This is a genomic window from Polaribacter sp. PL03 (assembly GCF_033875165.1).
Classification (GTDB): Bacteria; Bacteroidota; Bacteroidia; order Flavobacteriales; family Flavobacteriaceae; genus Polaribacter.
In genome coordinates this window covers 220,476-241,899 of record NZ_JAWZSV010000004.1, presented here as the reverse complement: position 1 = coordinate 241,899, position 21,424 = coordinate 220,476, and the positions used below count along the sequence as shown (strand labels likewise).

Here is a 21,424-nt window from a genome sequence, read left to right as displayed (position 1 = left end):
GAAAGTAAGTGCTCTAAAAAGAGAATAATTACTACTTTTGTTTAATCTTTTAAAAAATACATGAAACAAAACAAAAATGGTGTTTGGGTAAGTTGGAATGAAAATCTTACATACAACTACAAATCACTTTACAAAATTACAACAGAAAAAGAATTACAAGAAGTAATAACGGATGCTGAAAAAGTTCGTTTTTTTGGAACAAAACAATCTTCTGCAGATATAGCATCTGGAGTAGACACATTAATAGATATTACAACCTATAATAAAATTTTATCTTTTAACGATACTGATTATACAGTAACCGTACAATCTGGTGTAATCTTAGGTGATTTACTAGAAGCAATAGAAGCTAAAGGTTGGTGTATACCTTGTTTACCAGATATAAATACAATTACTATTGGTGGTGCTTTAGCTACAGGAACACATGGTACAAGCGGTAAACTTATTTCTGAATACATGACTAAATGTAGTGTTGTTCTAGCAGATGGTTCTCTTAAAGTAATAACAGATAAAGACCAATTAATTAATGCTATTAGAGTTTCACTTGGTGTTCTTGGTGTATTTTCTGAAATCACTTTTAAATGTGAACCAATCTATACTTTACATATAAAAGAAGGTCCTGAAGATGATAGCGTTTGGTTACCTAAAATAGGTGAACGCTTAAAAAAACATGACTTTTTAAGAATTTTATGGCTTCCTCATACAGATAAAGGTTATGTTATTACTGGTGATAAAATAGACCCAAATACAAAAGTTATCGAAGATTTAGGTCCTAAGTATTTAAAACATAGAAGAACAGCTTCTAAAATATTATATAAATACACACATGTTTTCCCTTGGATAACTGCCATTGCAAACAAACTTTTATACAGAGGTTTTTTTAGTTCTACAAAAGAACACAAAGGTTCATTATACCAAGCAACCGTTACAAAATCTAGAGGTTCTACTTTAGAATTGGCAGAATGGACCATTGGTTTAGATGTTTTTCCTACTGTTTTTGAAGAATTGAAAACAGAAATAAACAAATGGAGTAACAAATCGTTTATTCATATTCCTATGGATGTTCGTTTTGTTTATAAAGACAAATCTTGGTTAAGCTATGCTTTTGGCAAAGACACCGTTACAATGGGTTGTGTTTCTAGAAATGCTGCTACTGCAGATACTTATGAAGCTTTTAAGAGTATTGAGAAGATATTTCTAAAATACGGAGGAAAACCACATTGGGGAAAACGTTTTGCTGCTAAAGATGCTGAACTTTCTAAAATATATGATAAATGGGAAGATTTTAAACTTTTAAGAAAAGAATTAGACCCAACTAATAAATTTTTGAATCCGTACTTAACAGAAATATTTAACGAAAAAAAAAGTAATTAATGGCAATACCTAAAGGATTTTTATTTGATTTTGATGGCGTAGTTGTTAACAGTAAAGAAAGCCATAATTCGGCTTGGGCTTCTGCTTTTAAAGAATTATTTAATACAGAAATAGCTCCTTTTCCCAAAAGTCTTTCAGGAAAATCTCCAATGATAATTGCCGAATATTTTTGCAATGTTATTGGTAAAAAAGAGCAGACAGAAGATTTGTATTATTTAAAAGATGAACATTTAGATAAATACTTTACTGTTCCTGTTTTATTACCAGGAATTCGTGAAATAACAAAATTTTTATCCCAAGAAAAAATACCTTACGGAATTGCTAGTAACGCTACAAAACAGTTTTTAAAAAATAGCATTTATCATTTAGATTTAAACTTTGATGTTGTTTTTGGTTTACAAGATTATGTAAAACCAAAACCGGCTCCCGAAGCTTATATTTCTCTTGCAAAAGCTTTAAATTTTAAAGAAGAGGATTTTAAAGATATTTGGGTTTTTGAAGATAGTTTAACAGGTACCAATGCAGCTAGATTAGCGGGTATGCAACCCATTGGAATTACCACAGCTTATACTGAAAGAGAACTTAAAGAAGTAGGAAGCATACTTACATTTCCAACTGTTTTAGAAGCTTATCAATATTTAACTAAATAATTTTTAGAAAAAATAATTCCTAAAAAACATAGAATACTCTTCTATGTTTTTTTTGTGATTAAAAGGTATCTATTTATTTTTTATAATTAGGTAAACTATCGAGAAAAAAGTACAAAACAAACTCATTTGAGTTGTTATCGCTATGCGACTTCTCATAACTTCTAAGTGACAAAGTCGTGATATTTTTATTTTTAACGAAAGTAAAATTACAGAACACTTATAAATCTTGGAGTATCACTCTTATGAAATTTCTCTTTACATTCGAAATGACAAAACTGATTGAAAAGTAATAAAAAGGAAAATTATTTTTAATAAAAACCTAAGCAGTTACTTCTCTAAACAGCGTTTCTAAGTTTTTATTTTGTGTATTTAGACTAAGAATTTTTAAACCATTTTCTTGTGCAAAATCAAAAATAACAGGTCGCATATCGTCTTCACTTTCAAAGGTAACAAACCAAGTATTATCGTAAGTATTTTTATAAGAAACTACGTTTGGTAGTCTTTTAATAAGCTTTTCTTCAATTTTATAATCGAAAGTAACTTCGATAACTTGCAGATTATTTTCTTTAAGTTCATTTAGTTGTTCATCAATTAAAATTTCTCCTTTTTTAATGATAATAACTCTATCGCAAACTGCTTCTACTTCTTGCATAATATGTGTAGAAAACAAAACAGTTTTGTCTTTTCCTAATTCTTTAATTAACCCTCTAATTTCTACTAATTGATTAGGATCTAAGCCTGTTGTTGGTTCATCTAAAATTAGTACTTTAGGATTGTGTAAAATAGCTGCAGCTATACCTACTCTTTGTTGATATCCTTTAGATAATTGATTAATAACCTTATGTGCTTCTAAAGTTAATCCTACTTTTTCTATACAAGCTTCTATTTGGCTTTTATCAACCTTAAAAATTGCTGCTTGAAACTGTAAATATTCGCGCACATACATATCTTTATACAAAGGGTTGTGCTCTGGTAAATAACCAATTACTTTTTGTGCTTCCAATGGATTTTCTAATACATCGATCTCATCAACAAAAACGGTACCTTCATTAGGTTTAATAAAACCGGTTAAAATTTTCATCATTGTAGATTTCCCTGCTCCATTAGGACCTAAAAAACCAATAATTTGGCCTTTATCTGCAGAAAAAGAAACATTGTGTAATGCTTTTTGAGTTTTATAAACTTTAGAAACGGATGTTACTTTTATAGACATTTAATAAGAAAATTAGTTATCACTTTAATTAACGATATAAAAAGACTTTTAGTTTATGGTTTAGACAGATTTAATCTAACTTTTCGAATATTTTTCATCCTTAACCACGCTATTTTATGTCGTTTCTTATATAGCCACAAAGTACCTAAATCTAATAAAAAATAGAAAAGACTTATACCACTTGGTGGATTATGACTTGGTAAAAAATCGAAAACTCCCCAAGCTGTTGCTGGCCATTCCCAACATAAATAATTAGTACCAATAATTTCTAAATAAGCAACTGTAACATACATAGCAAGGTAAAATAGTTTCTCTCTTGGCTTTTTTCTTAGTATTAAGAGCGTTGCAATTGTCATTAAAAAACCAAAAACATCAAACCTAAAAATTAGAAAAACTGTTGCATAAATAAGAATAAAAACAGTAAAAATTTGTTCTAATTTTATTTTATTCTTTATTATTGAAGCTGCTTTAGAAAAGTATAAAACACCAACATATACTAAAGCATGACCTGGTGGTACGTAATGCGGCACATTGCCTAACCTATAGGTGTACATTCCTAAAACAATAGAAAATAAATACTCACCAACAATTGCTATAAGAACAGCATAAATCATTTGTTCTCTTACACGTTTATTTACTTGCCAAAAAGCAATAGCAAAACCAATAACCATACTAATATTGGCATACAATTGTGCATTTTCTGTAATTTCTACCATGTAAGCACTATCTAAAAATAGTCCGAAGCCAATAAATAAGAAAAGGATTCCTAAACTTTTAGCTGTTGCGTAAAAAGGAGATTTAGATGCTAGTAAACTCATTTGGCTAAAATAAATAAAGTAAATAAAAAATGGCTCAATTTCTTGAGCCATTTTTACTTAAAAATTTAATTTATACTATAATTGATATCTTACTCGAAGACTTACAAATCTTGGTAAAATAAACGTTTCATTTATAGAATAAGAAATTGTACCATTATTAATACTAGTTGTAGAACCTGTTCCTAAAAGGTTACTTCCTACTAACTCATATTCCCATTTTGCATCTTTGTCTTTTCTGTAAGCTAAAGTAGCATCCCAAATACTAAAAGAGTTTTGTTTGTTACCGTCTTGTCTTACTTCATTAAAAGCAAAATCTGAACGAACTGTTAAAGCATCCCAAACATAAGCATCGAAACTAATAGACGGTCTGTGTGTAACACTTTTTACAATAGCAGCTCTTGCACTGTTATCTTGGTCTGAAAAACTTACAGCATACTTTAAAGTTACATTTGGCGCTTTTCTAAAATTAGTACCAATACTTGTATTATAAGAATGACTATTAATTTTATTTGTATTTTCTTCTTCATTTACAAACTGATACGTTTTGCTATAATTATAATTAGCACCTAAAGAAGTTTTAATTTTACCAAATGTCTTACCTACTCTACCAAAAGCTGTAAAACTCTCGTTATCTAAAGGCGAATTTATAGAAGTACTACTAGAAACAACAGAACCAGGCTCAAAAATAGTATTTCTGTTTATTTGATCTATAGTTTTTCTGTAGTTAATTCTTGCAAAAACATTTGTATAGTTAAACAAATTAAAACTAGAATAATTTAAGCTTACATTATGTAAACTTGCATTGGTTAATTCTTCATTTCCGAAGAAAAAAGAGTTATAACTATTGGCAACAATACCTCTTGCTAATTGATTTACATCTGTAAAATTAACTTCTTGTTTATAAGAAAAACGTAAGCTTTCACTTTGCTTAAACTGAGCAATCATATTAAATTCTGGAAAAAACTTCTGAAACGTATCTTTTAATAATTCTGTTTGGTATTGTGTATTTTTTACTGAATAAGAATGCACAGTAAAACCAGGAGTAAATGTAAAAATACCCGATTTTAAACGGTATCTTAAACCTGCGTAAATATCTGTAAAATTATATTCAGTATCATTTGTTGTTCTTGGATCTGTATTTCCAGGAATTGTTGGGGTAGGATCAAAATTAGTTCCGTTATCTAAAATTTGAAAAAACTTAGAATCAAAATTCTGCTTACTTAAGATGGTTCCTACAACAAGGTTTAAATTACTTTTTGCATTTAAAATATTATAGTAATCTAGTTTTGCATCTAATTGATTGGATTTTACTTTTCTGTCTTGTTCTAAATTATAAAACAAATTACTTCTATCTAAACCTAAACTTCCTGCTGCATCATCAAAACCATCATTATCTACATCATCATTATTATTAGGGTTATTTTCTAATGAAGCTACATAAAAAGGATCTTCATCTTGCAATTGGTGTTTTACCTCTAAAGCAAAAATATTATTTTCATTTGCTGTATAGAAATAACTCAAATTCTGATTAATAGTATATGGAGTTCCTCTTTCATTTTCTGCTATATCACTTAAAACAAGAGAATTTACGGCATCTGTTCTAAATTCGTTTGAAAAACGACCAATAATATCATAATCTAATTGATTGTTAATATCCTTTTTATAATTAGCGCTAAACTTAAATAAACCAGTATTACTTGTTTGATCTGTTAAACTTTCTTTAAAATCATCTGGTGTTGCTGGATCTACATAATCAATATCACTAATACTTCTCTGTCCATTTGTATTACTAGAGAAAATTAAAAATCCACTTAAATCTAATTTTTGGTTAGGTGAATAACTAAAGTTTAAAGCAGTTAATTTAGTTTCAATTTTATTTGCATTTCTTCCACTTGCAGATAAAAAACCAATTCCTGCACTTCCTAAACTTATGTTTGTTCCGTTAGAAGGACTCTGACTTCTAAAACCACCACTAAAACTTCTAATATCTCCTCTATCTAATACTACTTCACCCATGTTGTTTACATCTCCAATAACATTTATAGTATATTTAGGTGAATAGTAAAACAATTTTGGCTGAAAAAGATACAAACTTTCATCCGGTGCACTACCAGAACCAGCAGTAATATCTCCAAACCAAAAGTTCTTCTTTCCGTCTTTTAACTTAATGTTTATTGCTACTCTATCTTGGTTGTCTTGCACACCTTTTAACTGGCCAACATCTCCAAAATTTCTTAAAACTTCAATTTTATCAACTGCATTAGAAGGAATATTTTTTAAACCTAATTTAGTATCTCCGTCGAAGAAATCTTTACCATCTATCATTAACTTTTCTACCTTCTTACCTTCTATTTCTATTTCTCCTGCATCATTTATTTCTACACCTGGTAATTTTTTTAAAACGTCTTCTAACTTTCTTTCAGAACCATTTTTAAAAGAATCTGCATTATAAACAATAGTATCTCCTTTAATAGTTACTGGCATTTTAGAAACAATTGTTATTTCATCTAAAGAATTGTCTTCTGTTAAAACAACATTTCTAACAATATCATCAGTTTTTGTAACAATTACAAAGTCTGATGTTTTAAAACCGATGTAACTTATTTTAATATCAAACGTACTATTTTTATCTAAATCTAGCTTATATCTTCCTTTAGCATCTGTAAAGCCATAAGAAGACATTTTCTTAGTAACTTTATTTATAGCTAAAACATTTGCCATCTCTAAAGGTGCACCAATACTATCTTTAACAACACCTGTTAAAGTAACTTGTGCGCTAGAAACTAATGAAACCATAAAAATGGCTATTAATATAATTTTTTTCATTTTCTGTTTGTTTAATTGATTTTTCTACTAATTAAGATCTACCTCTTCCACCACCATTTCTACCACCTCTTCCACTAAAATTTTCTCTCATTTCTTCCATCTTTTTAGTAATTGTCTCATTATATTTTTCTCTTGTAATTTTCTTTCCTTTAGTAGGTGTATCTATTTCTTCTTTTTCACCAGGGTTTAAAACAATTTCTGTACAAAGAATAGTTGTTCTACCTTCATTAATTTCTAAAATTAAACCAGGTAAACCCCAATACTCTCCAGGGCCATTACTTACAGGTATTTGAGGAGTATACCATGCAGTAATTGTTGTTTTTTTAGGCGCTTCAGTTTCTTTAGAATCTTTCTTATCATCATTACCTCCTCTTCTTCCAAAATTTGAAAAATCTAAAGGGTTAGCTTCTTTAATTAATGTTGCTTTATAACAAACATACTCTCCTATCTTCTTAGTTTCGCTTCCTAATTGCCATTCTGGTCTTTCCATAGTATCAGAAATTAAAAACTTTTTTCCAAAAAACTCTGTAGACTCTAAGGCCACCAAATCTTTGGTGTTTTTATATTTGGTACCTCCACCAGTTAATCCTCCAAATCTAAAACCTCCTCCACCTCCAGGAGCTTCTAATTTTGCATCTTCTTTATATGTAGAAGCAGTTTTATCGAACGTTAGAATAAATGTTTTTTCTAACATAGATTTCATTCTATCTGCAATTTGTTTTTTTCTAGCTTCAGATAATTGTCCGTTTCTAGAAAAACGATCCATGTCCATTGTTGTTTTAGACATATAAGTTGCTTTTCCTTGAAAATCTTTTTGTGCAAAAGTTGCTACTGATAGTAATACTAGAAATAATGTAAATAATGGTTTCATAAGTTTTTGTCTTTTTATTCAAAATGATGTTAATCACTAATTCTTAGACTTAAAGAAAACTTAAAAGTTTAATTACTAAATAAAAAAAATTATCCGCCAATATTAATTTCAATAGTATTACCACTTCCTCTTTTAGAACTAAATCGTTCCATCATTTCTTTAGATTTTTTTTCTTGAATCTCATCAAATTTTTTCTGATTTACTTTTTTTCCTTTTTCAGGAACTTCTATTTTAATTTTACTTTTTGGATTTAAAATTATTTCTGTACAAACAATTGTTAGTTTACCATCGTTAATTTCTAAAATTAAACCTGGTAAACCACCATAATTCTCGGGACCATTACTTACAGGTATTTGCATTGTAAACCAAGCTGTAGTTGTTTTTGTGTATTTTTCTTTGGTTTCTTTTAATTGGTTATCTGCCATTTTCATACTTGTTTTTTCTGCTTCTACAGAATAAGTGGCTTTATAACAGGTATAGGTTCCAATATTTTTAGTTTCAGAAGTTAATTCCCAATCTAAATTCTTTAAATCATCTTTTATTAAAAAAGCTTTCCCCATAATATCTGTCTTATTTACATAAGAATTTTCCTTAATATTTTTATAAAGAATACTATTGTCACTTCCACCTCCAAAAGAAACAAAACTTAAACCATTTGCTTGAGGTTGTGGAGCTTTTAAAGTTGCTTCTTGCTTATATGTAGACTCTTCTTTTGTGAAGTTTAAAATAAATGTCTTCTGAAACATTTTCTTCATCTTCTCTTCCATTTCTTTTTGAAACTTGTCATTAGAAGAAGATCCATTAATCGATTTTATTTTAAAAGAGTTTTTTCTATGTGTTTTATAAGTTGCTTTCCCTTGAAAATCTTGTGCAACTAAAGACATAACAAAAAGTAATAAGGTTGTTGTTAATAATACTTTCATAATTAATTTATTTTAATAATTTTTAGATATTTTTATCAAACTTTTTAACATTTTCTTAGCTCTAGTAATTAAGGAATCTATATTTTGGGTTTTGTCTTTAATAGAAAAAGAGCCTTTGAATTTATTTTTAGAGTCTTTTAAATCTATTTCAAAAACCAACTTTATCGTTTCTGTTTTTTTATTGGACTCAAAAACACTCTTCAAATCTATCCAATTAATATTTTCTAACTCCTTAACTGAACCAGAAGAAATTTTTAAAGAAGTAACTTTTAATGCGGTATTTTCAAAATATTCAACTTCTGTTTTCTCTTTTTGTGCAAATAATATAACTGAAAAGGTTAATAAAAATAAGGTTAGTACTTTTTTCATTTGGCTTGTTTTTAAATTTTATATTACAAAGATGCAACGCTTAACTAGTTTTTAAGGTTAATAAGTGTTAACGAGTGTTAACCAACTAATTTTATAATTTTTTGCAACTATATTTGTAATATGATAAGCAAAAAACATCATTGGGTTTTAACTTTTATTACAATTACAATTGTAGCAACTATTGCAATACAGTTTTATTGGAATTATAAAAATTATGAAGAAAACAAAAGACAGGTAACTAATGAAATTCAATTAAGCTTAGATAATGCTGTAGAAGAATATTACTCTTCTTTAGCAAAAAGTAATTTTCTAACTATAATAGACAGTAAAAATACAGATAACAATAAATCTTTTAAAAGTAGCTCTATTGGTAAACTTTTAAAAAAGATGAAAGGAAAAACTTCTGAAGAGAAACCTACTATAAAAATTACCAATTTAAAGTTTACAACAGACGAAAAAATGTCTAAAGAGGCTAGAGATTCTTTAATGAACTCTACAAAAGAATTTGTTACAGAATTTAATTTAGATCAAGACACTCCTATTTCGAAAAAACCAGATTCTTTAAAAATAGTTACTCAATTTACAGACAACAAAAAAGGCTATACTATAAATAAAGATGGTTCTAAAACCTCTGTTAAATATTATAGAGGAAAAAAAGCAGCAGATAGTTTAAAAATTTTAACCAACTTAAAGCCCATTTTTATTTCATTTTTAGACCAATCTGTAGAATATGAAAAAATAGATTCTTTAATAGAAAATCAATTAAAACAAAAAGAAATAAACCTTAAAACAAGTTTTCATCATTTAAAAAACGACACTTTATTTCATCAAACAAAAGACTCTATTTTAGATAAAAACACATTTTCTATTAGTTCTAAATCTACCTTTGTTAGAGAAGACGAAACTTTTAAACTATACTATAATAACCCAACTTTAGAAGCATTAAAGAGAAGTTCTTTCGGTATTTTCTTATCGTTATTATTATCTTTAGCTGTAATTTCTAGTTTATTTTACTTGTTGAAAATTATAAACAAACAAAAAGAATTAGCAACTATTAAAAACGATCTAATAAGTAATATTACGCACGAGTTTAAAACACCTATTGCTACAATTTCTACTGCAATCGAAGCTATAGAAAATTTTAATGTTTTAGATGATAAAGAGAAAACTAAGAGGTACTTAGCAATGTCTTCTGTTCAGTTAAAAAAGCTACATCAAATGGTAGAAAAATTATTAGAAACTGTCACTTTAGACAGCGAACAATTAATCTTAAAAAAGGAAACAATAGATATTGTAGAAACTATAGAAAGGTTAGTTACTAAACATCAATTTTTACATTCAGAAAAAGAAATTATATTCTCTTCAAACTTAAAACCAATTTACTTAAAAATAGACGATTTTCATTTTGAAAATGTGCTTTCTAATCTAATTGATAATGCTGTAAAATATGGAGGAAATCTTATAGAAATAAACATAAATTCTATTTTAAACACCACAGAAATTATAGTTGCAGATAATGGTTTAGGCATAGATAAAAGCCAACAAGAGAAAATATTTGACAAGTTTTACAGAGTTCCTAAAGGAAACACACACGATGTAAAGGGTTTTGGAATTGGTTTGTATTACAGCAAAAAAATAATAGAAAAACATGATGGAACTTTAACTTTATCATCAATAAAAAATAATACAATTTTTAAAATAAACTTGCCAAATGGATAATATTAAAGTGCTTTTAGCAGAAGATGAAGCAAGTTTAGGTTTAATTGTAAAAGAAAGTTTAGAATCTAGAAATTTTACTGTTTTTCATGCAGAAAATGGAGCGGAAGCTTTTGACATTTATAAAAACGAGTGCCCAGATATTTTGGTCTTAGATGTAATGATGCCTATTAAAGATGGTTTTACATTAGCTAAAGAAATTAGACAAGTAAATAAAAGTATTCCTATTATTTTTCTAACAGCAAAGTCGCAAACTAGTGATGTTTTAGAAGGGTTTAAACATGGTGGAAATGATTATTTAAAAAAACCTTTCTCTATGGAAGAACTAATTGTTAGAATGAAATCTTTGTTAGATAGAGTTGAAGTAAAAACAGATTCTGAAAATATTAAAATTGGCAATTATTCTTTTAATTTAACGAAACAAATACTTCTTTTTTCTAAAGAAGAGCAAACATTAACACACAGAGAAGCAGAATTACTCTTTTATCTTTACGAGCAAAAAAACAAAGTATTAGACAGAGCTTTTATTTTGAATAAACTTTGGGGCAATGACGATTTTTTTAACGCAAGAAGTATGGATGTTTTTATATCTAAATTAAGAAAAAAATTAAAAAAAGATGAAAACATTCAAATTTTAAACGTGCGAGGTTTTGGTTATAAATTGATATGTTAATTACTTTTCTAATTATAAATTTTGTGTACCTTTATGCACCGTTTAAATTTTATACATTTTATATATGCACGTTGCAATAGCAGGAAACATTGGCGCTGGTAAAACTACGCTAACCAAACTTTTATCTAAACATTACAAATGGGAACCTCATTATGAGTCTGTAGATGAGAATCCGTATTTAGATGATTTTTATACAGAAATGGAGCGTTGGTCTTTCAATTTACAAGTATACTTTTTAAATAGTCGATTTAGACAGATTTTAGAATTAAGAGAAACTGGTAAAAACATTATACAAGATAGAACCATTTATGAAGATGCACATATTTTTGCACCTAATTTACATGCAATGGGTTTAATGACAAATAGAGATTATAGTAATTATTCTTCTTTATTTGAATTAATGGAAAACTTAGTAAAACCGCCAGATTTATTAATTTATTTACGTGCAGACATTTCTACTTTAGTTGGGCAAATTCACAAACGTGGTAGAGAATATGAAAACTCTATTTCTATCGATTACTTAAGTCGATTAAATGAGCGTTATGAAGCTTTTATATCTACTTATACAAAAGGAAAATTATTAATAATTGATGTAGATAATTTAGATTTTGTAGATAACCAAGAAGATTTAGGACATATTATAGATAGAATAGATTCTCAAATAAATGGGTTATTCTAACTAAGATAAAACAAAAAAAAGGGTTGAAATTTAAAATTTCAACCCTTTTTTTATATTTAATATATATTCTATAAATTTAAAGTGCGCTCTAAATCTGCTATTAAATCTTCTTCATCTTCTATACCAACACTTAAACGAATTATAGCATCTGTAATTCCTGCTTTTAAACGTTCTTCTTCTGGCATAGATGCATGAGACATTGTTGCAGAATGGTTAACCATACTTTCTACACCACCTAAAGATTCTGCTAAAGTAAAAAGCTTAATATTTTCTAAAAAATTAAAAGCAGCTTCTTTGCTTTCATCTTTTAAACTAAAAGAAACTACGCCTCCAAAATGTTTCATTTGTTTTTTGGCAATTTCATAACCTGGGTGATCTTCTAAACCTGGATAAAAAACAGTACCAACTTTTGAATGCGCATTTAAGAAACGAGCAACTGCTCTTGCGTTTTCACAATGGCGTTGCATTCTAATATGTAATGTTTTTATACCCCTTAATGCTAAAAAAGAATCCATTGGACCTGCAATTGCACCAGCAGCAAACTGAATAAAATGTAATTCTTCTGCTAATTTTGCGTCTTTTACAATTAAAGCTCCCATTAAAACATCTGAATGACCTCCTAAATATTTTGACACAGAATGCATTACAATATCTGCTCCTAAATCTAAAGGCTTCTGTAAATAAGGTGTTGCAAATGTATTATCTACAGCTATTAAAATAGTAGAATTCACATCTTTTACAGTATTACAGATTGCTTTAATATCTGCAATTTTCATTAATGGGTTTGTTGGTGTTTCTAACCAAACTAACTTCGTTTTTTCTGTTATTGCTTTAGAAATATTTTCTACAGAATTTGTATTTACGTACGTAAATTCTAATCCGTATTTTTCAAATAATCTAGTAAACATTCTATAAGTTCCACCGTACAAATCGTTTCCTGCAATAATCTCATCACCCGGCTTTAAGGTTCTTAAAACACAATCTATTGCAGCCAAACCAGAAGAAAACGCAAAACCATGCGTTCCGTTTTCTATAGATGCTAAACTATCTTCTAAGGCTGTTCTTGTAGGGTTTGCTCCTCTAGAATAATTATATTCTTGGTCTGCACCAATGCTAGATTGCGCATATGTAGATGTTTGAAATATAGGTGGTACAATAGCGCCAGTTGCCTTTTCTGGTTTTTGACCTCCGTGAATTGTTTTGGTATTAAATTTCATTTTTCTTCAGAATTATTTATAATACTATAAAATAACTTGTAGATTATTTGGTAAACCTTTTAATCAATTTACCAACCGTTAATCCTTGTACAAGTATAGAAAAAACAACTACTATATAGGTAATTACTAAAAACAAATCACGTTCCATGTCTTGGGTTAAACTCAAAGCCAAGGCTATAGAAATTCCTCCACGTAAACCACCCCAAGTCATAATTAAATTTGTTTTAGGTACAAATTCTAACTTCTTAGCATAAATTTTTATTGGTAATAATAAAGAAATATACCTAGCTATTAATAATAACGGAATGATTATAAAACCTGCTAAAACATAAGTTGCGTCAAAAGTTAAAACCAAGATTTCCATTCCTATCATTACAAAAAGAATCGTATTTAAAAGCACATCTATTAGTTCCCAAAATTTATCTACATATACCTCTGTTATCTCACTCATAGAAGATTTTCTTACAGTATCTGTTCCTACAATTAAACCTGCTGTAACCATTGCTAAAGGTGCAGATAAATGAAATTCTTGTGCAAATAACGTTCCTCCCATAACTGCTGCTAGTGTAATAATAACTTCAGTATCATAATCGTCAATACTCTTTAACAGTCTATAAGTTACCCAACCAATAATAAGACCAAGAACCAAACCACCAACAACCTCAACTAAAAATAACTCGGCTATGTTACCAAAAGAGATTTCTGTTCCTCCGCTTGCAATTTGGTAGATTGTAAGAAAAATTACAACTCCTACTCCATCATTAAATAAAGATTCTCCAACAATTTTTGTTTCTAATTTTTTTGGAGCTCCAACTTTTTTCATAATACCCAACACAGCAATAGGATCTGTTGGCGATATTAATGCTCCAAAAAGTAAACAGTAAATAAAATCTACATTAAGGTTTACTATTTTAAGTGCGTAAAAAGCAAATACACCAACTAAAAAAGTTGAAATTAAAGTACCTAATGTTGCAAAAATTAAAACAGGTTTCCGTTGAATTTTTAATTGCTGAAAATTTGTATGTAATGCTCCTGCAAAAAGCAAGAAACTTAACATTACATCTAATAATACTGTCTTAAAATCGATGCTTGTTATAAGCTCTCTTTCTTTTAGTAGCAAGGTATCATCAAAATAACTTAATACAAAAACGGCTAATGTAAATAGTATGGTTATTAGCATTAAACCAATAGAATTTGGCAATTTTAAAAACCTAGTATTTATATAACCAAAAGCTGCTGATAATACTATTAAAACGGTTGCAATTAGAAAATAATCCATATGTAATTATACAAATTTCTTAATAGATCTAATAATTCCATAATGAATACCTTCATGAAAGTTATTAAAAGCAATAGCAGTTTCTATAGAATCTAATACCAAACCTGTACTTGTTGGGTATTCTGCATATTCCTCAAAAATTCCTGCTTCGAAATCTTCTTGTAAAGTATCTGGTAGTCCTAACAACAGTTCTTTTACTTCCTCAAATTCTTCTTCTGTAAAGTTCTTTGTAGGAACTGTTCCTTTTTTATACGCTTCGATTAATTCATCTGGACACAGACAATTTAAACCCGAGAATTTATAAAGTAAAACTTGTTGAGTAACTACTAAGTGTGCTACATTCCAAGCAATATTGTTTTTAAAACCTGTTGGAATTACATGAATTTGATCTAAAGTTAAACCTTCTAATTCTTTTATAACTAAATCTCGCGATTTTCTTAAAACATCGAATTGTGTCTTCATTTTTATGTTTATTTTTGAAGGAACAAATATAATTGATTAATATGAAGAAAGTCTATTTTTTACAAACTTGTGATACTTGTAAACGCATTTTAAAAGAAGTAAATACAGATGGTTTTGAAAGACAAGAAATAAAAGGAAGTCCTGTAAAAGCAGAACAATTAGAAGAAATGCATAAACTTTCTGGAAGTTATGAGGCATTATTTAATAAACGTGCTAAACTGTATAAAGCAATGGATTTGAAAAATCAAGAAATTTCGGAAGCGGATTACAGACAATATATTCTAGATGAATATACATTTTTAAAACGCCCCGTTTTTATTGTTGATGAAGAAATATTTATAGGAAATAGTAAAAAAGTTGTTGCAGAATTAAAAGAGAAGATTGGTTAAACCTTCTCTTTTAATTTTTTATTTTGATGAAACTTCTATATCTGAAGAAGCAATCATAGCAGCTAATTCTTCTTTTGTAATTTTAGTTTTTAGACCAAACAAAACAAGTTTATCTGTATTGCTATTTGTTTTTATAATAATTTCTCTAATGTAATTATTCTTTTCAATAAAAAACAACGCTGCTTTACTTCCGTTTTCTTTTATACGAGCAAGAGTTTTTAAATTGTTTTTCCTTTTAAATTTCTTAAAGTTTTTAGCAATAACAGTATCTTCATTATTAAAAACCATTAATTTAAAATCACTCGATTTTTTAATGATATTCATTAAGTCGCTGTCGTTTTCATCATCTAAAAAAGAACCTGCTAAAGATGCAGATACATTAATAGAAAATGTTGATTTCTCTTTATTAAGCTTGTAAAATTTTTGAAATGCTACTTCTTGTGCAGAAATTGCTGTAATAAATAAGGCTAAGAAAATTGTTGCTAATTGTTTCATGGTAATAGGTTTTAATTTAGACGACTACCAACATTTTTTGTTACAACTACTTCTTTTCTAATTAATTTGATTGATACACTTTTATTAAATTTTGTGCCTCTTTTTTTGCACTCCAGTTTTTAAGAATTTCTGCTCTTGCTTCACTTCCTAAAAGCGGAATTTGATTTGTTATTGTTTTCACTATCAAACGTTCTAATTCAGTACTATTTCCTGCTTCAAACAAATAACCATTTTTAGAGTTATTTATTAAAGAAGAATGAACACCTACATTTTTTGTAGCAATAACAGCACAACCACAAGACATTGCTTCTGCTGTTACTAAAGAAAATCCTTCAGAAAAACTAGGTACAATTGCAATTTTTGATGCTTGATAATAAGCAACAATATCTGTAGTTTCGTCAACAAAATAAACTTGTTTTTCTATAGAATATTTTTTTGAAAGCCCTTTTAACTCTTCTAAAAATGCAGGTTTATCTACCTTACCAACAATTACTAAAGCCCAACTTCTATGCTCTTTTAATACTTTTGCAGCCTCTAACAATACTAAATGTCCTTTTGCTTTTCTAACTCTACCAGCACATAAAATAATATTATTTTGGTTAATATTTTTTAAGTTTACATTTTCTTTAGGCTTAAAAAAATTAACATCTACTCCATGCCCAACAATTGTATTATGAATACCTAACTTATTACTCATGCTTTCTATAAGCGTAACAACTTTATCTGCTTTTTTAAGTAACTTCATTGTTAAACCAGAAGGTACAGTTTCTGCATGTCGAGTTGCTATTAACTTAAACTTGGCTCCTAAAAAACGAAAGAATAACATGCGCATTATTTCATTATTTCTATGGCAATGCACAACAACTTCTCTATTAGAAAATAATATTTTTCTTAATTCTGATGTAGAAATATGTTTCCCTTTTGCACCATAACCATATAAATAGGTTTCATATTTCTCGTTAAAAAAAGGCAATACATTTTCTATACTTCTAGTAACGCCAGTTCTACGTTTATGAAAATGAGTTTGTATTAATATTGGTTTCAAAAGCTAATTTTTAAGCAAATTTACGTTCAATAATATCTATTAATCGGTTTTCTAACTCTTCTTGTTTAGACCAATCATAATCTGGTTTTACCATCTTATTAATAAACTTTTTTGCTTCTTTTTCTGTTTTTAATGTATTTAATTGAGAAATTACTCTATTAAAATCTTCCTGACTTCCTTCAAACAAATTCTTAACAAAAATAATTCTATCATTTAAACCAATTTGAATATTAGTATGTAATTTATCATTTAAAGAAGCCGGTTTTATTGGCTCAAATAAATTAGCAATAACATCTACAGGAATTGTATCTTTTAACTCTTCTTCTAAAGTTAATGCTTTTCGATCTCCAATGTCTTTTGGGTCATCTTTAAAGTTTGTAGGTTTTACTTCTCCAAAGATTAAACCTTCTAAATCGTCAAAAGGTTGTTCTATTTCATCTTCCTTTTCTACTTCTAAATATTCGTTAACTTCTTCTATTGTTTCTTCTACTTCAATTTCTTCTTCAGAAAAACCATCGCCAATTTCTGCTGCCAATTTCTCATTCTCTTCTTCAAAGAAATCTTCTTCTATACTAATAGCAACTGCTTCTTCTATTAAAACGTCTGTTACTTCTTCGGTTTCTTGTGTATTTTCATCTTTAAGATCGAAACCCATTTCTACTTTAGAAATTAATTCTTCTTTAGTTTCTTTTAGGTTAGGAGTTGAGTTTACATACTCTTCAACAAATGCTAAAACAGATAATTTCTCATATATTTCCTTCGATTTTTGCTTTAATAAGAACACATTTTCTTTATTTTTCATCTGTAAGATGCTGTGTGCTAAACTTATTAAATCGGCTTCTAGTTTTTTGTGCATAAGTTGTAAGTTGAAGTTAATTTTTAATCGTAAATATTCATAAATTTGTGGAATCCCAAAGTAACACAAAATTTAAATTTCTAAAGCCTAAAATTACAAAATGTTTCTTGAAAATACAGTAAATCACACAGAACAATTTGGTTGGATAGAAGTAATCTGCGGCTCTATGTTTTCTGGTAAAACAGAAGAACTTATTAGACGTTTAAAACGTGCACAATTTGCAAAACAAACGGTAGAGATTTTTAAACCATCTGTAGATACACGTTATGATGATGAGGAAGTTGTTTCTCATAATGATAATAGAATTCGTTCTACACCGGTTCCTGCAGCTGCAAACATTCGCCTTTTGGCAAACAATGTACAAGTGGTTGGTATAGATGAAGCCCAGTTTTTTGATGATGAAATTATTTCTGTTTGTAATGATTTAGCAAATAGAGGTATTCGAGTAATTGTAGCTGGTTTAGATATGGATTTTAAAGGAAACCCATTTGGCCCAATGCCTGCTTTAATGGCAACGGCAGAATATGTTACAAAAGTACATGCTGTTTGTACGCATACAGGAAACTTAGCTCATTATAGTTTTAGAAAAGCTAAAAGTGATAAAATTGTAATGCTAGGGGAAATGCAAGAATATGAGCCTTTAAGTAGAGCTGCATATTACAAAGCAATGCAAAAACAAAAAGAAGCAGATTTAACTTCTAAAAATACTAAATCTGACTTAAACGATACGAAATAAAACTTAGTCTAGAAATGAATAATCACGTTACTGTTTTAGAAATTGATGGAAATGCGTTAACACATAACCTAAATTATTTCAAACAAAAATTAAAACCAGAAACAAAAATATTAGCAGTTGTTAAAGCTTTTGGCTATGGAAGCGATGGTGTACAAGTGGCCAAGTTTCTAGAAGATAAAGTAGATTACTTTGCTGTTGCATATTCGCATGAAGGTATTGCTTTGCGAAACGCCGGTGTAAAAACGCCTATTTTAGTTCTACACCCACAAATACCTAATTTAAAGGATATTGTAACGTATAGATTAGAACCAAACCTATACAACTTTAAAATCTTTACTGCTTTTTTAAAATTAGCAGATGAAGCGCCTTTAATGAACTACCCAATTCACTTAAAATTTAACACTGGTTTAAATAGATTAGGTTTTTGGCATACAGATATTCCTAAGATTTTATCTAGTTTAAAAGAGACAAACCACGTAAAGGTACAGTCTATTTTTTCTCATTTGGCAGCAAGTGAAGATTTAGAAGAACAAGATTTTAGCATTAACCAAATTAATAATTTTGCATATATAGTTCAACAATTCTTTAAACATTTAAACTATGAACCAATGTTGCATATTTTAAATACTTCTGGTGTTGTAAATTACTCGAAAGCACAATTCGACATGGTTAGAGTTGGTATTGGTTTATATGGTTTTGGAAATGATGTAAAAGAAACAGCTCAATTAAAAAATACCCACAATTTAAAATCGATTATTTCTCAAATTCATATCATTAAATTAGGAGAAAGTGTTGGTTATAATAGAGCTTTTGTTGCAAAAAGAGCTACTAAGACAGCTACAATTCCTGTTGGTCATGCAGATGGTTTATCTAGAAAGCTAGGTAATAATAAAGGTTTTGTAATGATTAATAATCAGAAAGCGCCAATTATTGGTAATGTTTGTATGGACATGATTATGGTAAATATTACTAAGATAGATTGTAAGGAAGGTGATGAAGTTATTATATTCAATAATCAAGAAATGATACAAAATATTGCAGAAATCTCAGAGACAATTGTTTACGAAACTTTAACTGCAATTTCTCAACGTGTTAACAAAATGTTAAAAGGTTAGTTTTTTTTACTACTTTTGCAATCTAATTAACTAATTAAAATCGATTAAAATGTTAAAAGAATTTAAAGAATTTATTACTGGTGGTAATGTAATTGAGTTTGCAGTAGCAGTAATTATGGCAGGTGCAATTGGTGCAGTTGTAAAAGGATTTGTAAGTAATATTGTTATGCCAATTGTAGGTTTATTTACAGGTGGTGTAAGTTTAGCAGATCAAAAACATGTTTTATCTGAAGCAGTTTTAGATGCAGCAGGTAAAGTTACAACTCCAGAAAATGCAATTACTTATGGTGCTTGGATTGATACTATTATCAATTTAATTATTGTTGGTTTTGTAATGTTTATGATTGTAAAGGCATACAACAAGTCTAAAAAGAAAGAAGAAGCAGCTCCAGAAGCTCCAAAAGGACCAAGTCAAGAAGATTTATTAGCAGAAATAAGAGATTTATTAGCTAAGAAATAAGAAGACTTATTCTTATAAGATATTAAAGACCAATCATTTATTTGATTGGTCTTTTTTTATTAAAAAAACAATACTTACCTAGTACTTTATTTCTCTAAAAAAAAAGCAAAAAACTTTGTAATCATTACTTTTCGACTGCGACAAAAGAGCCTAATTAATAAAATAACAAAATGAAAAAAAATAATTTATTCTTAGGATTAGTATTTGGTTTACTAGTAACAATTCAAACAAATGCACAAGGTTTAATAGATGGTTTTACTCCAAAAAAAGGAGCTCTTTCTGTAACAGCTTCTTATACATCTAGTAATTTTGAAGAATTTTATGCAGGTAAAACAAAATTAGATGCAGTTCCTGCTCACGGAAAAATTACACAAAACATTTTTAGTTTATATGCTAAATATGGTATCTCTAACAAATTATCTGTAATTGCAAGTATTCCTTATATTTCTGCAGAAGGTAACGGAGTAGCAGATCCTGTAAACGGAACGACTGAGCAAAATGATTTACAAGATATTTCTATTGCATTAAAGTATAAAGCATATAGTGTTAATTTTGAAAAAGGAAATTTAGACTTAATTACAGCTTTAGGTGTAGATATACCAACTGGTTATGAACCAAACGGAATTTTATCTTTAGGTAGTGGCGCTGTGTCAACTAATTTAACTGCTGGCTTACATTTACAAACAAACTCTGGTTTTTTTACTTCATTTTTAAACACATACCATATTAGAGGAAAAGCTGATAATAATGGTGGTGGAGATAAATTTGATGTACCAAATGCATATTACTCTTCTGGTAAAGTTGGGTATGCTAGTTCTTTATTCTATGTAGAAGGTTGGGTAGATTATTTATCTTCTTCTGACGGAGTAGATATTGGAGCTTCTAATTTTACAGGAAACTTTCCTGAGACTAAAGTAGAGTATACAAGAGTTGGTGCTACAATTTACAAAAATGTTATTCCAGAATTAGGTGTAAGCTTAGGTTTTGGTAAAGTAGTTGATGGTAGAAACTTAGGAAATTCTACAAACTACTCTGTTGGTTTAACGTACAATTTAAATAATTAAGAAAAATATCCTTATTTTAAATATTTTAATGCTAAAGTATTATGAATTAGTATAAAGCTTTCTAAATAAAAAAGAAAAATCAAAAAGGCTGTCTTATAAGACAGCCTTTTTTTGGTGAAATTAATCACTATAATAAATTGCCCCCCAACAATTTATCAATTTTAAAATACTTTTAATTTATAAAATTAAATGAG

General features: G+C 28.5%; 22 protein-coding genes. 10 read left to right on the top strand and 12 right to left on the bottom strand.

Going from position 1 to position 21,424, the window contains the following annotated elements:
- Nucleotides 1-60: 60 nt before the first annotated feature.
- Together SHK09_RS09840 and SHK09_RS09835 are read left to right on the top strand one after the other, a co-directional pair.
- Nucleotides 61-1,374 carry a D-arabinono-1,4-lactone oxidase gene (locus SHK09_RS09840; RefSeq protein ID WP_319810601.1) on the top strand — a complete coding sequence of 438 codons (1,314 nt, stop codon included), beginning with the start codon at nucleotides 61-63 and terminating at the stop codon, nucleotides 1,372-1,374.
- Nucleotides 1,374-2,024, top strand: coding sequence for an HAD family phosphatase (locus SHK09_RS09835; RefSeq protein WP_319810600.1), 651 nt, complete (start codon nucleotides 1,374-1,376; stop codon nucleotides 2,022-2,024). Before SHK09_RS09840 ends, SHK09_RS09835 begins: the two co-directional genes overlap by 1 nt.
- 319 nt (nucleotides 2,025-2,343) lie before the next feature.
- On the opposite strand, the gene gldA is transcribed toward SHK09_RS09835, so the two are convergent.
- The 6 genes from gldA to SHK09_RS09805 form a co-directional block, all read right to left on the bottom strand.
- Entirely contained in the window at nucleotides 2,344-3,237 is an 894-nt protein-coding gene (gene gldA / locus SHK09_RS09830; RefSeq protein WP_319810599.1) for a gliding motility-associated ABC transporter ATP-binding subunit GldA, read from the bottom strand.
- A gap of 53 nt (nucleotides 3,238-3,290) precedes the next feature.
- Nucleotides 3,291-4,106, bottom strand: coding sequence for a hypothetical protein (locus tag SHK09_RS09825; protein WP_319810598.1), 816 nt, complete (start codon nucleotides 4,104-4,106; stop codon nucleotides 3,291-3,293).
- 24 nt (nucleotides 4,107-4,130) lie between these two features.
- Nucleotides 4,131-6,881 (bottom strand): TonB-dependent receptor, encoded by a 2,751-nt coding sequence (locus SHK09_RS09820; RefSeq protein WP_319810597.1) that lies wholly within the window; start codon nucleotides 6,879-6,881, stop codon nucleotides 4,131-4,133.
- A 31-nt stretch (nucleotides 6,882-6,912) separates the two neighbouring features.
- Nucleotides 6,913-7,752 carry a GLPGLI family protein gene (locus SHK09_RS09815; protein ID WP_319810596.1) on the bottom strand — a complete coding sequence of 280 codons (840 nt, stop codon included), beginning with the start codon at nucleotides 7,750-7,752 and terminating at the stop codon, nucleotides 6,913-6,915.
- An 89-nt stretch (nucleotides 7,753-7,841) separates the two neighbouring features.
- Complete coding sequence (locus SHK09_RS09810) at nucleotides 7,842-8,675, bottom strand: GLPGLI family protein (protein WP_319810595.1); 834 nt, start codon at nucleotides 8,673-8,675, stop codon at nucleotides 7,842-7,844.
- A 12-nt stretch (nucleotides 8,676-8,687) separates the two neighbouring features.
- The gene (locus SHK09_RS09805) at nucleotides 8,688-9,044 is read right to left on the bottom strand and encodes a hypothetical protein (protein WP_319810594.1); all 357 of its coding nucleotides are present in this window, start codon (nucleotides 9,042-9,044) and stop codon (nucleotides 8,688-8,690) included.
- A 120-nt stretch (nucleotides 9,045-9,164) separates the two neighbouring features.
- On the opposite strand from SHK09_RS09805, the gene SHK09_RS09800 reads away from it, so the two are divergent.
- The 3 genes from SHK09_RS09800 (at nucleotide 9,165) to SHK09_RS09790 (ending at nucleotide 12,112) form a co-directional block, all read left to right on the top strand.
- Entirely contained in the window at nucleotides 9,165-10,763 is a 1,599-nt protein-coding gene (locus SHK09_RS09800; protein WP_319810593.1) for a HAMP domain-containing sensor histidine kinase, read from the top strand.
- Nucleotides 10,756-11,433, top strand: a complete 678-nt coding sequence (locus SHK09_RS09795) for a response regulator transcription factor (protein ID WP_319810592.1) — start codon at nucleotides 10,756-10,758, stop codon at nucleotides 11,431-11,433. The genes SHK09_RS09800 and SHK09_RS09795 overlap by 8 nt, the downstream gene beginning before the upstream one ends.
- Nucleotides 11,434-11,497: 64 nt before the next feature.
- Nucleotides 11,498-12,112 carry a deoxynucleoside kinase gene (locus tag SHK09_RS09790; protein ID WP_319810591.1) on the top strand — a complete coding sequence of 205 codons (615 nt, stop codon included), beginning with the start codon at nucleotides 11,498-11,500 and terminating at the stop codon, nucleotides 12,110-12,112.
- Nucleotides 12,113-12,180: 68 nt separating this feature from the next.
- Here the strand turns inward: SHK09_RS09790 and SHK09_RS09785 are convergent, their stop codons facing one another.
- Genes SHK09_RS09785 through SHK09_RS09775 form a run of 3 tightly spaced genes read right to left on the bottom strand, consistent with a single transcriptional unit; the run spans nucleotide 12,181 to nucleotide 15,070 of the window.
- Complete coding sequence (locus tag SHK09_RS09785) at nucleotides 12,181-13,329, bottom strand: cystathionine gamma-synthase (RefSeq protein ID WP_319810590.1); 1,149 nt, start codon at nucleotides 13,327-13,329, stop codon at nucleotides 12,181-12,183.
- Between the two features lie 43 nt (nucleotides 13,330-13,372).
- Complete coding sequence (locus SHK09_RS09780; RefSeq protein ID WP_319810589.1) at nucleotides 13,373-14,608, bottom strand: sodium:proton antiporter; 1,236 nt, start codon at nucleotides 14,606-14,608, stop codon at nucleotides 13,373-13,375.
- 6 nt (nucleotides 14,609-14,614) lie between these two features.
- Nucleotides 14,615-15,070 carry a DinB family protein gene (locus tag SHK09_RS09775; protein ID WP_319810588.1) on the bottom strand — a complete coding sequence of 152 codons (456 nt, stop codon included), beginning with the start codon at nucleotides 15,068-15,070 and terminating at the stop codon, nucleotides 14,615-14,617.
- A 41-nt stretch (nucleotides 15,071-15,111) separates the two neighbouring features.
- Here SHK09_RS09775 and SHK09_RS09770 point away from each other — a divergent pair, with 41 nt between their 5' ends.
- Complete coding sequence (locus SHK09_RS09770; RefSeq protein WP_319810587.1) at nucleotides 15,112-15,459, top strand: arsenate reductase family protein; 348 nt, start codon at nucleotides 15,112-15,114, stop codon at nucleotides 15,457-15,459.
- 18 nt (nucleotides 15,460-15,477) lie between these two features.
- On the opposite strand, the gene SHK09_RS09765 is transcribed toward SHK09_RS09770, so the two are convergent.
- From SHK09_RS09765 to SHK09_RS09755, 3 genes are all read right to left on the bottom strand, one after another.
- Nucleotides 15,478-15,954, bottom strand: coding sequence for a DUF4252 domain-containing protein (locus SHK09_RS09765; protein WP_319810586.1), 477 nt, complete (start codon nucleotides 15,952-15,954; stop codon nucleotides 15,478-15,480).
- A gap of 61 nt (nucleotides 15,955-16,015) precedes the next feature.
- Nucleotides 16,016-16,999: a glycosyltransferase family 4 protein gene (locus SHK09_RS09760; protein ID WP_319810585.1), complete on the bottom strand. Its 984-nt coding sequence runs from the start codon at nucleotides 16,997-16,999 to the stop codon at nucleotides 16,016-16,018.
- A 10-nt stretch (nucleotides 17,000-17,009) separates the two neighbouring features.
- Nucleotides 17,010-17,855 carry a hypothetical protein gene (locus tag SHK09_RS09755; protein ID WP_319810584.1) on the bottom strand — a complete coding sequence of 282 codons (846 nt, stop codon included), beginning with the start codon at nucleotides 17,853-17,855 and terminating at the stop codon, nucleotides 17,010-17,012.
- Nucleotides 17,856-17,955: 100 nt separating this feature from the next.
- On the opposite strand from SHK09_RS09755, the gene SHK09_RS09750 reads away from it, so the two are divergent.
- The 4 genes from SHK09_RS09750 (at nucleotide 17,956) to SHK09_RS09735 (ending at nucleotide 21,230) form a co-directional block, all read left to right on the top strand.
- Complete coding sequence (locus SHK09_RS09750; RefSeq protein WP_319810583.1) at nucleotides 17,956-18,591, top strand: thymidine kinase; 636 nt, start codon at nucleotides 17,956-17,958, stop codon at nucleotides 18,589-18,591.
- A gap of 14 nt (nucleotides 18,592-18,605) precedes the next feature.
- Complete coding sequence (gene alr / locus SHK09_RS09745; RefSeq protein ID WP_319810582.1) at nucleotides 18,606-19,706, top strand: alanine racemase; 1,101 nt, start codon at nucleotides 18,606-18,608, stop codon at nucleotides 19,704-19,706.
- Between the two features lie 49 nt (nucleotides 19,707-19,755).
- The gene (gene mscL / locus SHK09_RS09740; protein ID WP_319810581.1) at nucleotides 19,756-20,166 is read left to right on the top strand and encodes a large conductance mechanosensitive channel protein MscL; all 411 of its coding nucleotides are present in this window, start codon (nucleotides 19,756-19,758) and stop codon (nucleotides 20,164-20,166) included.
- A gap of 170 nt (nucleotides 20,167-20,336) precedes the next feature.
- The gene (locus SHK09_RS09735) at nucleotides 20,337-21,230 is read left to right on the top strand and encodes a hypothetical protein (protein ID WP_319810580.1); all 894 of its coding nucleotides are present in this window, start codon (nucleotides 20,337-20,339) and stop codon (nucleotides 21,228-21,230) included.
- Nucleotides 21,231-21,424 lie beyond the last annotated feature (194 nt).

Coding starts and splice junctions, on each gene's coding strand:
- SHK09_RS09840 (WP_319810601.1), top strand. CDS start 61: ATGAAACAAAACAAAAATGGTGTTTGGGTAAGTTGGAATGAAAATCTT.
- SHK09_RS09835 (WP_319810600.1), top strand. CDS start 1,374: ATGGCAATACCTAAAGGATTTTTATTTGATTTTGATGGCGTAGTTGTT.
- gldA (WP_319810599.1), bottom strand. CDS start 3,237: ATGTCTATAAAAGTAACATCCGTTTCTAAAGTTTATAAAACTCAAAAA.
- SHK09_RS09825 (WP_319810598.1), bottom strand. CDS start 4,106: ATGGCTCAAGAAATTGAGCCATTTTTTATTTACTTTATTTATTTTAGC.
- SHK09_RS09820 (WP_319810597.1), bottom strand. CDS start 6,881: ATGAAAAAAATTATATTAATAGCCATTTTTATGGTTTCATTAGTTTCT.
- SHK09_RS09815 (WP_319810596.1), bottom strand. CDS start 7,752: ATGAAACCATTATTTACATTATTTCTAGTATTACTATCAGTAGCAACT.
- SHK09_RS09810 (WP_319810595.1), bottom strand. CDS start 8,675: ATGAAAGTATTATTAACAACAACCTTATTACTTTTTGTTATGTCTTTA.
- SHK09_RS09805 (WP_319810594.1), bottom strand. CDS start 9,044: ATGAAAAAAGTACTAACCTTATTTTTATTAACCTTTTCAGTTATATTA.
- SHK09_RS09800 (WP_319810593.1), top strand. CDS start 9,165: ATGATAAGCAAAAAACATCATTGGGTTTTAACTTTTATTACAATTACA.
- SHK09_RS09795 (WP_319810592.1), top strand. CDS start 10,756: ATGGATAATATTAAAGTGCTTTTAGCAGAAGATGAAGCAAGTTTAGGT.
- SHK09_RS09790 (WP_319810591.1), top strand. CDS start 11,498: ATGCACGTTGCAATAGCAGGAAACATTGGCGCTGGTAAAACTACGCTA.
- SHK09_RS09785 (WP_319810590.1), bottom strand. CDS start 13,329: ATGAAATTTAATACCAAAACAATTCACGGAGGTCAAAAACCAGAAAAG.
- SHK09_RS09780 (WP_319810589.1), bottom strand. CDS start 14,608: ATGGATTATTTTCTAATTGCAACCGTTTTAATAGTATTATCAGCAGCT.
- SHK09_RS09775 (WP_319810588.1), bottom strand. CDS start 15,070: ATGAAGACACAATTCGATGTTTTAAGAAAATCGCGAGATTTAGTTATA.
- SHK09_RS09770 (WP_319810587.1), top strand. CDS start 15,112: ATGAAGAAAGTCTATTTTTTACAAACTTGTGATACTTGTAAACGCATT.
- SHK09_RS09765 (WP_319810586.1), bottom strand. CDS start 15,954: ATGAAACAATTAGCAACAATTTTCTTAGCCTTATTTATTACAGCAATT.
- SHK09_RS09755 (WP_319810584.1), bottom strand. CDS start 17,855: ATGCACAAAAAACTAGAAGCCGATTTAATAAGTTTAGCACACAGCATC.
- SHK09_RS09750 (WP_319810583.1), top strand. CDS start 17,956: ATGTTTCTTGAAAATACAGTAAATCACACAGAACAATTTGGTTGGATA.
- alr (WP_319810582.1), top strand. CDS start 18,606: ATGAATAATCACGTTACTGTTTTAGAAATTGATGGAAATGCGTTAACA.
- mscL (WP_319810581.1), top strand. CDS start 19,756: ATGTTAAAAGAATTTAAAGAATTTATTACTGGTGGTAATGTAATTGAG.
- SHK09_RS09735 (WP_319810580.1), top strand. CDS start 20,337: ATGAAAAAAAATAATTTATTCTTAGGATTAGTATTTGGTTTACTAGTA.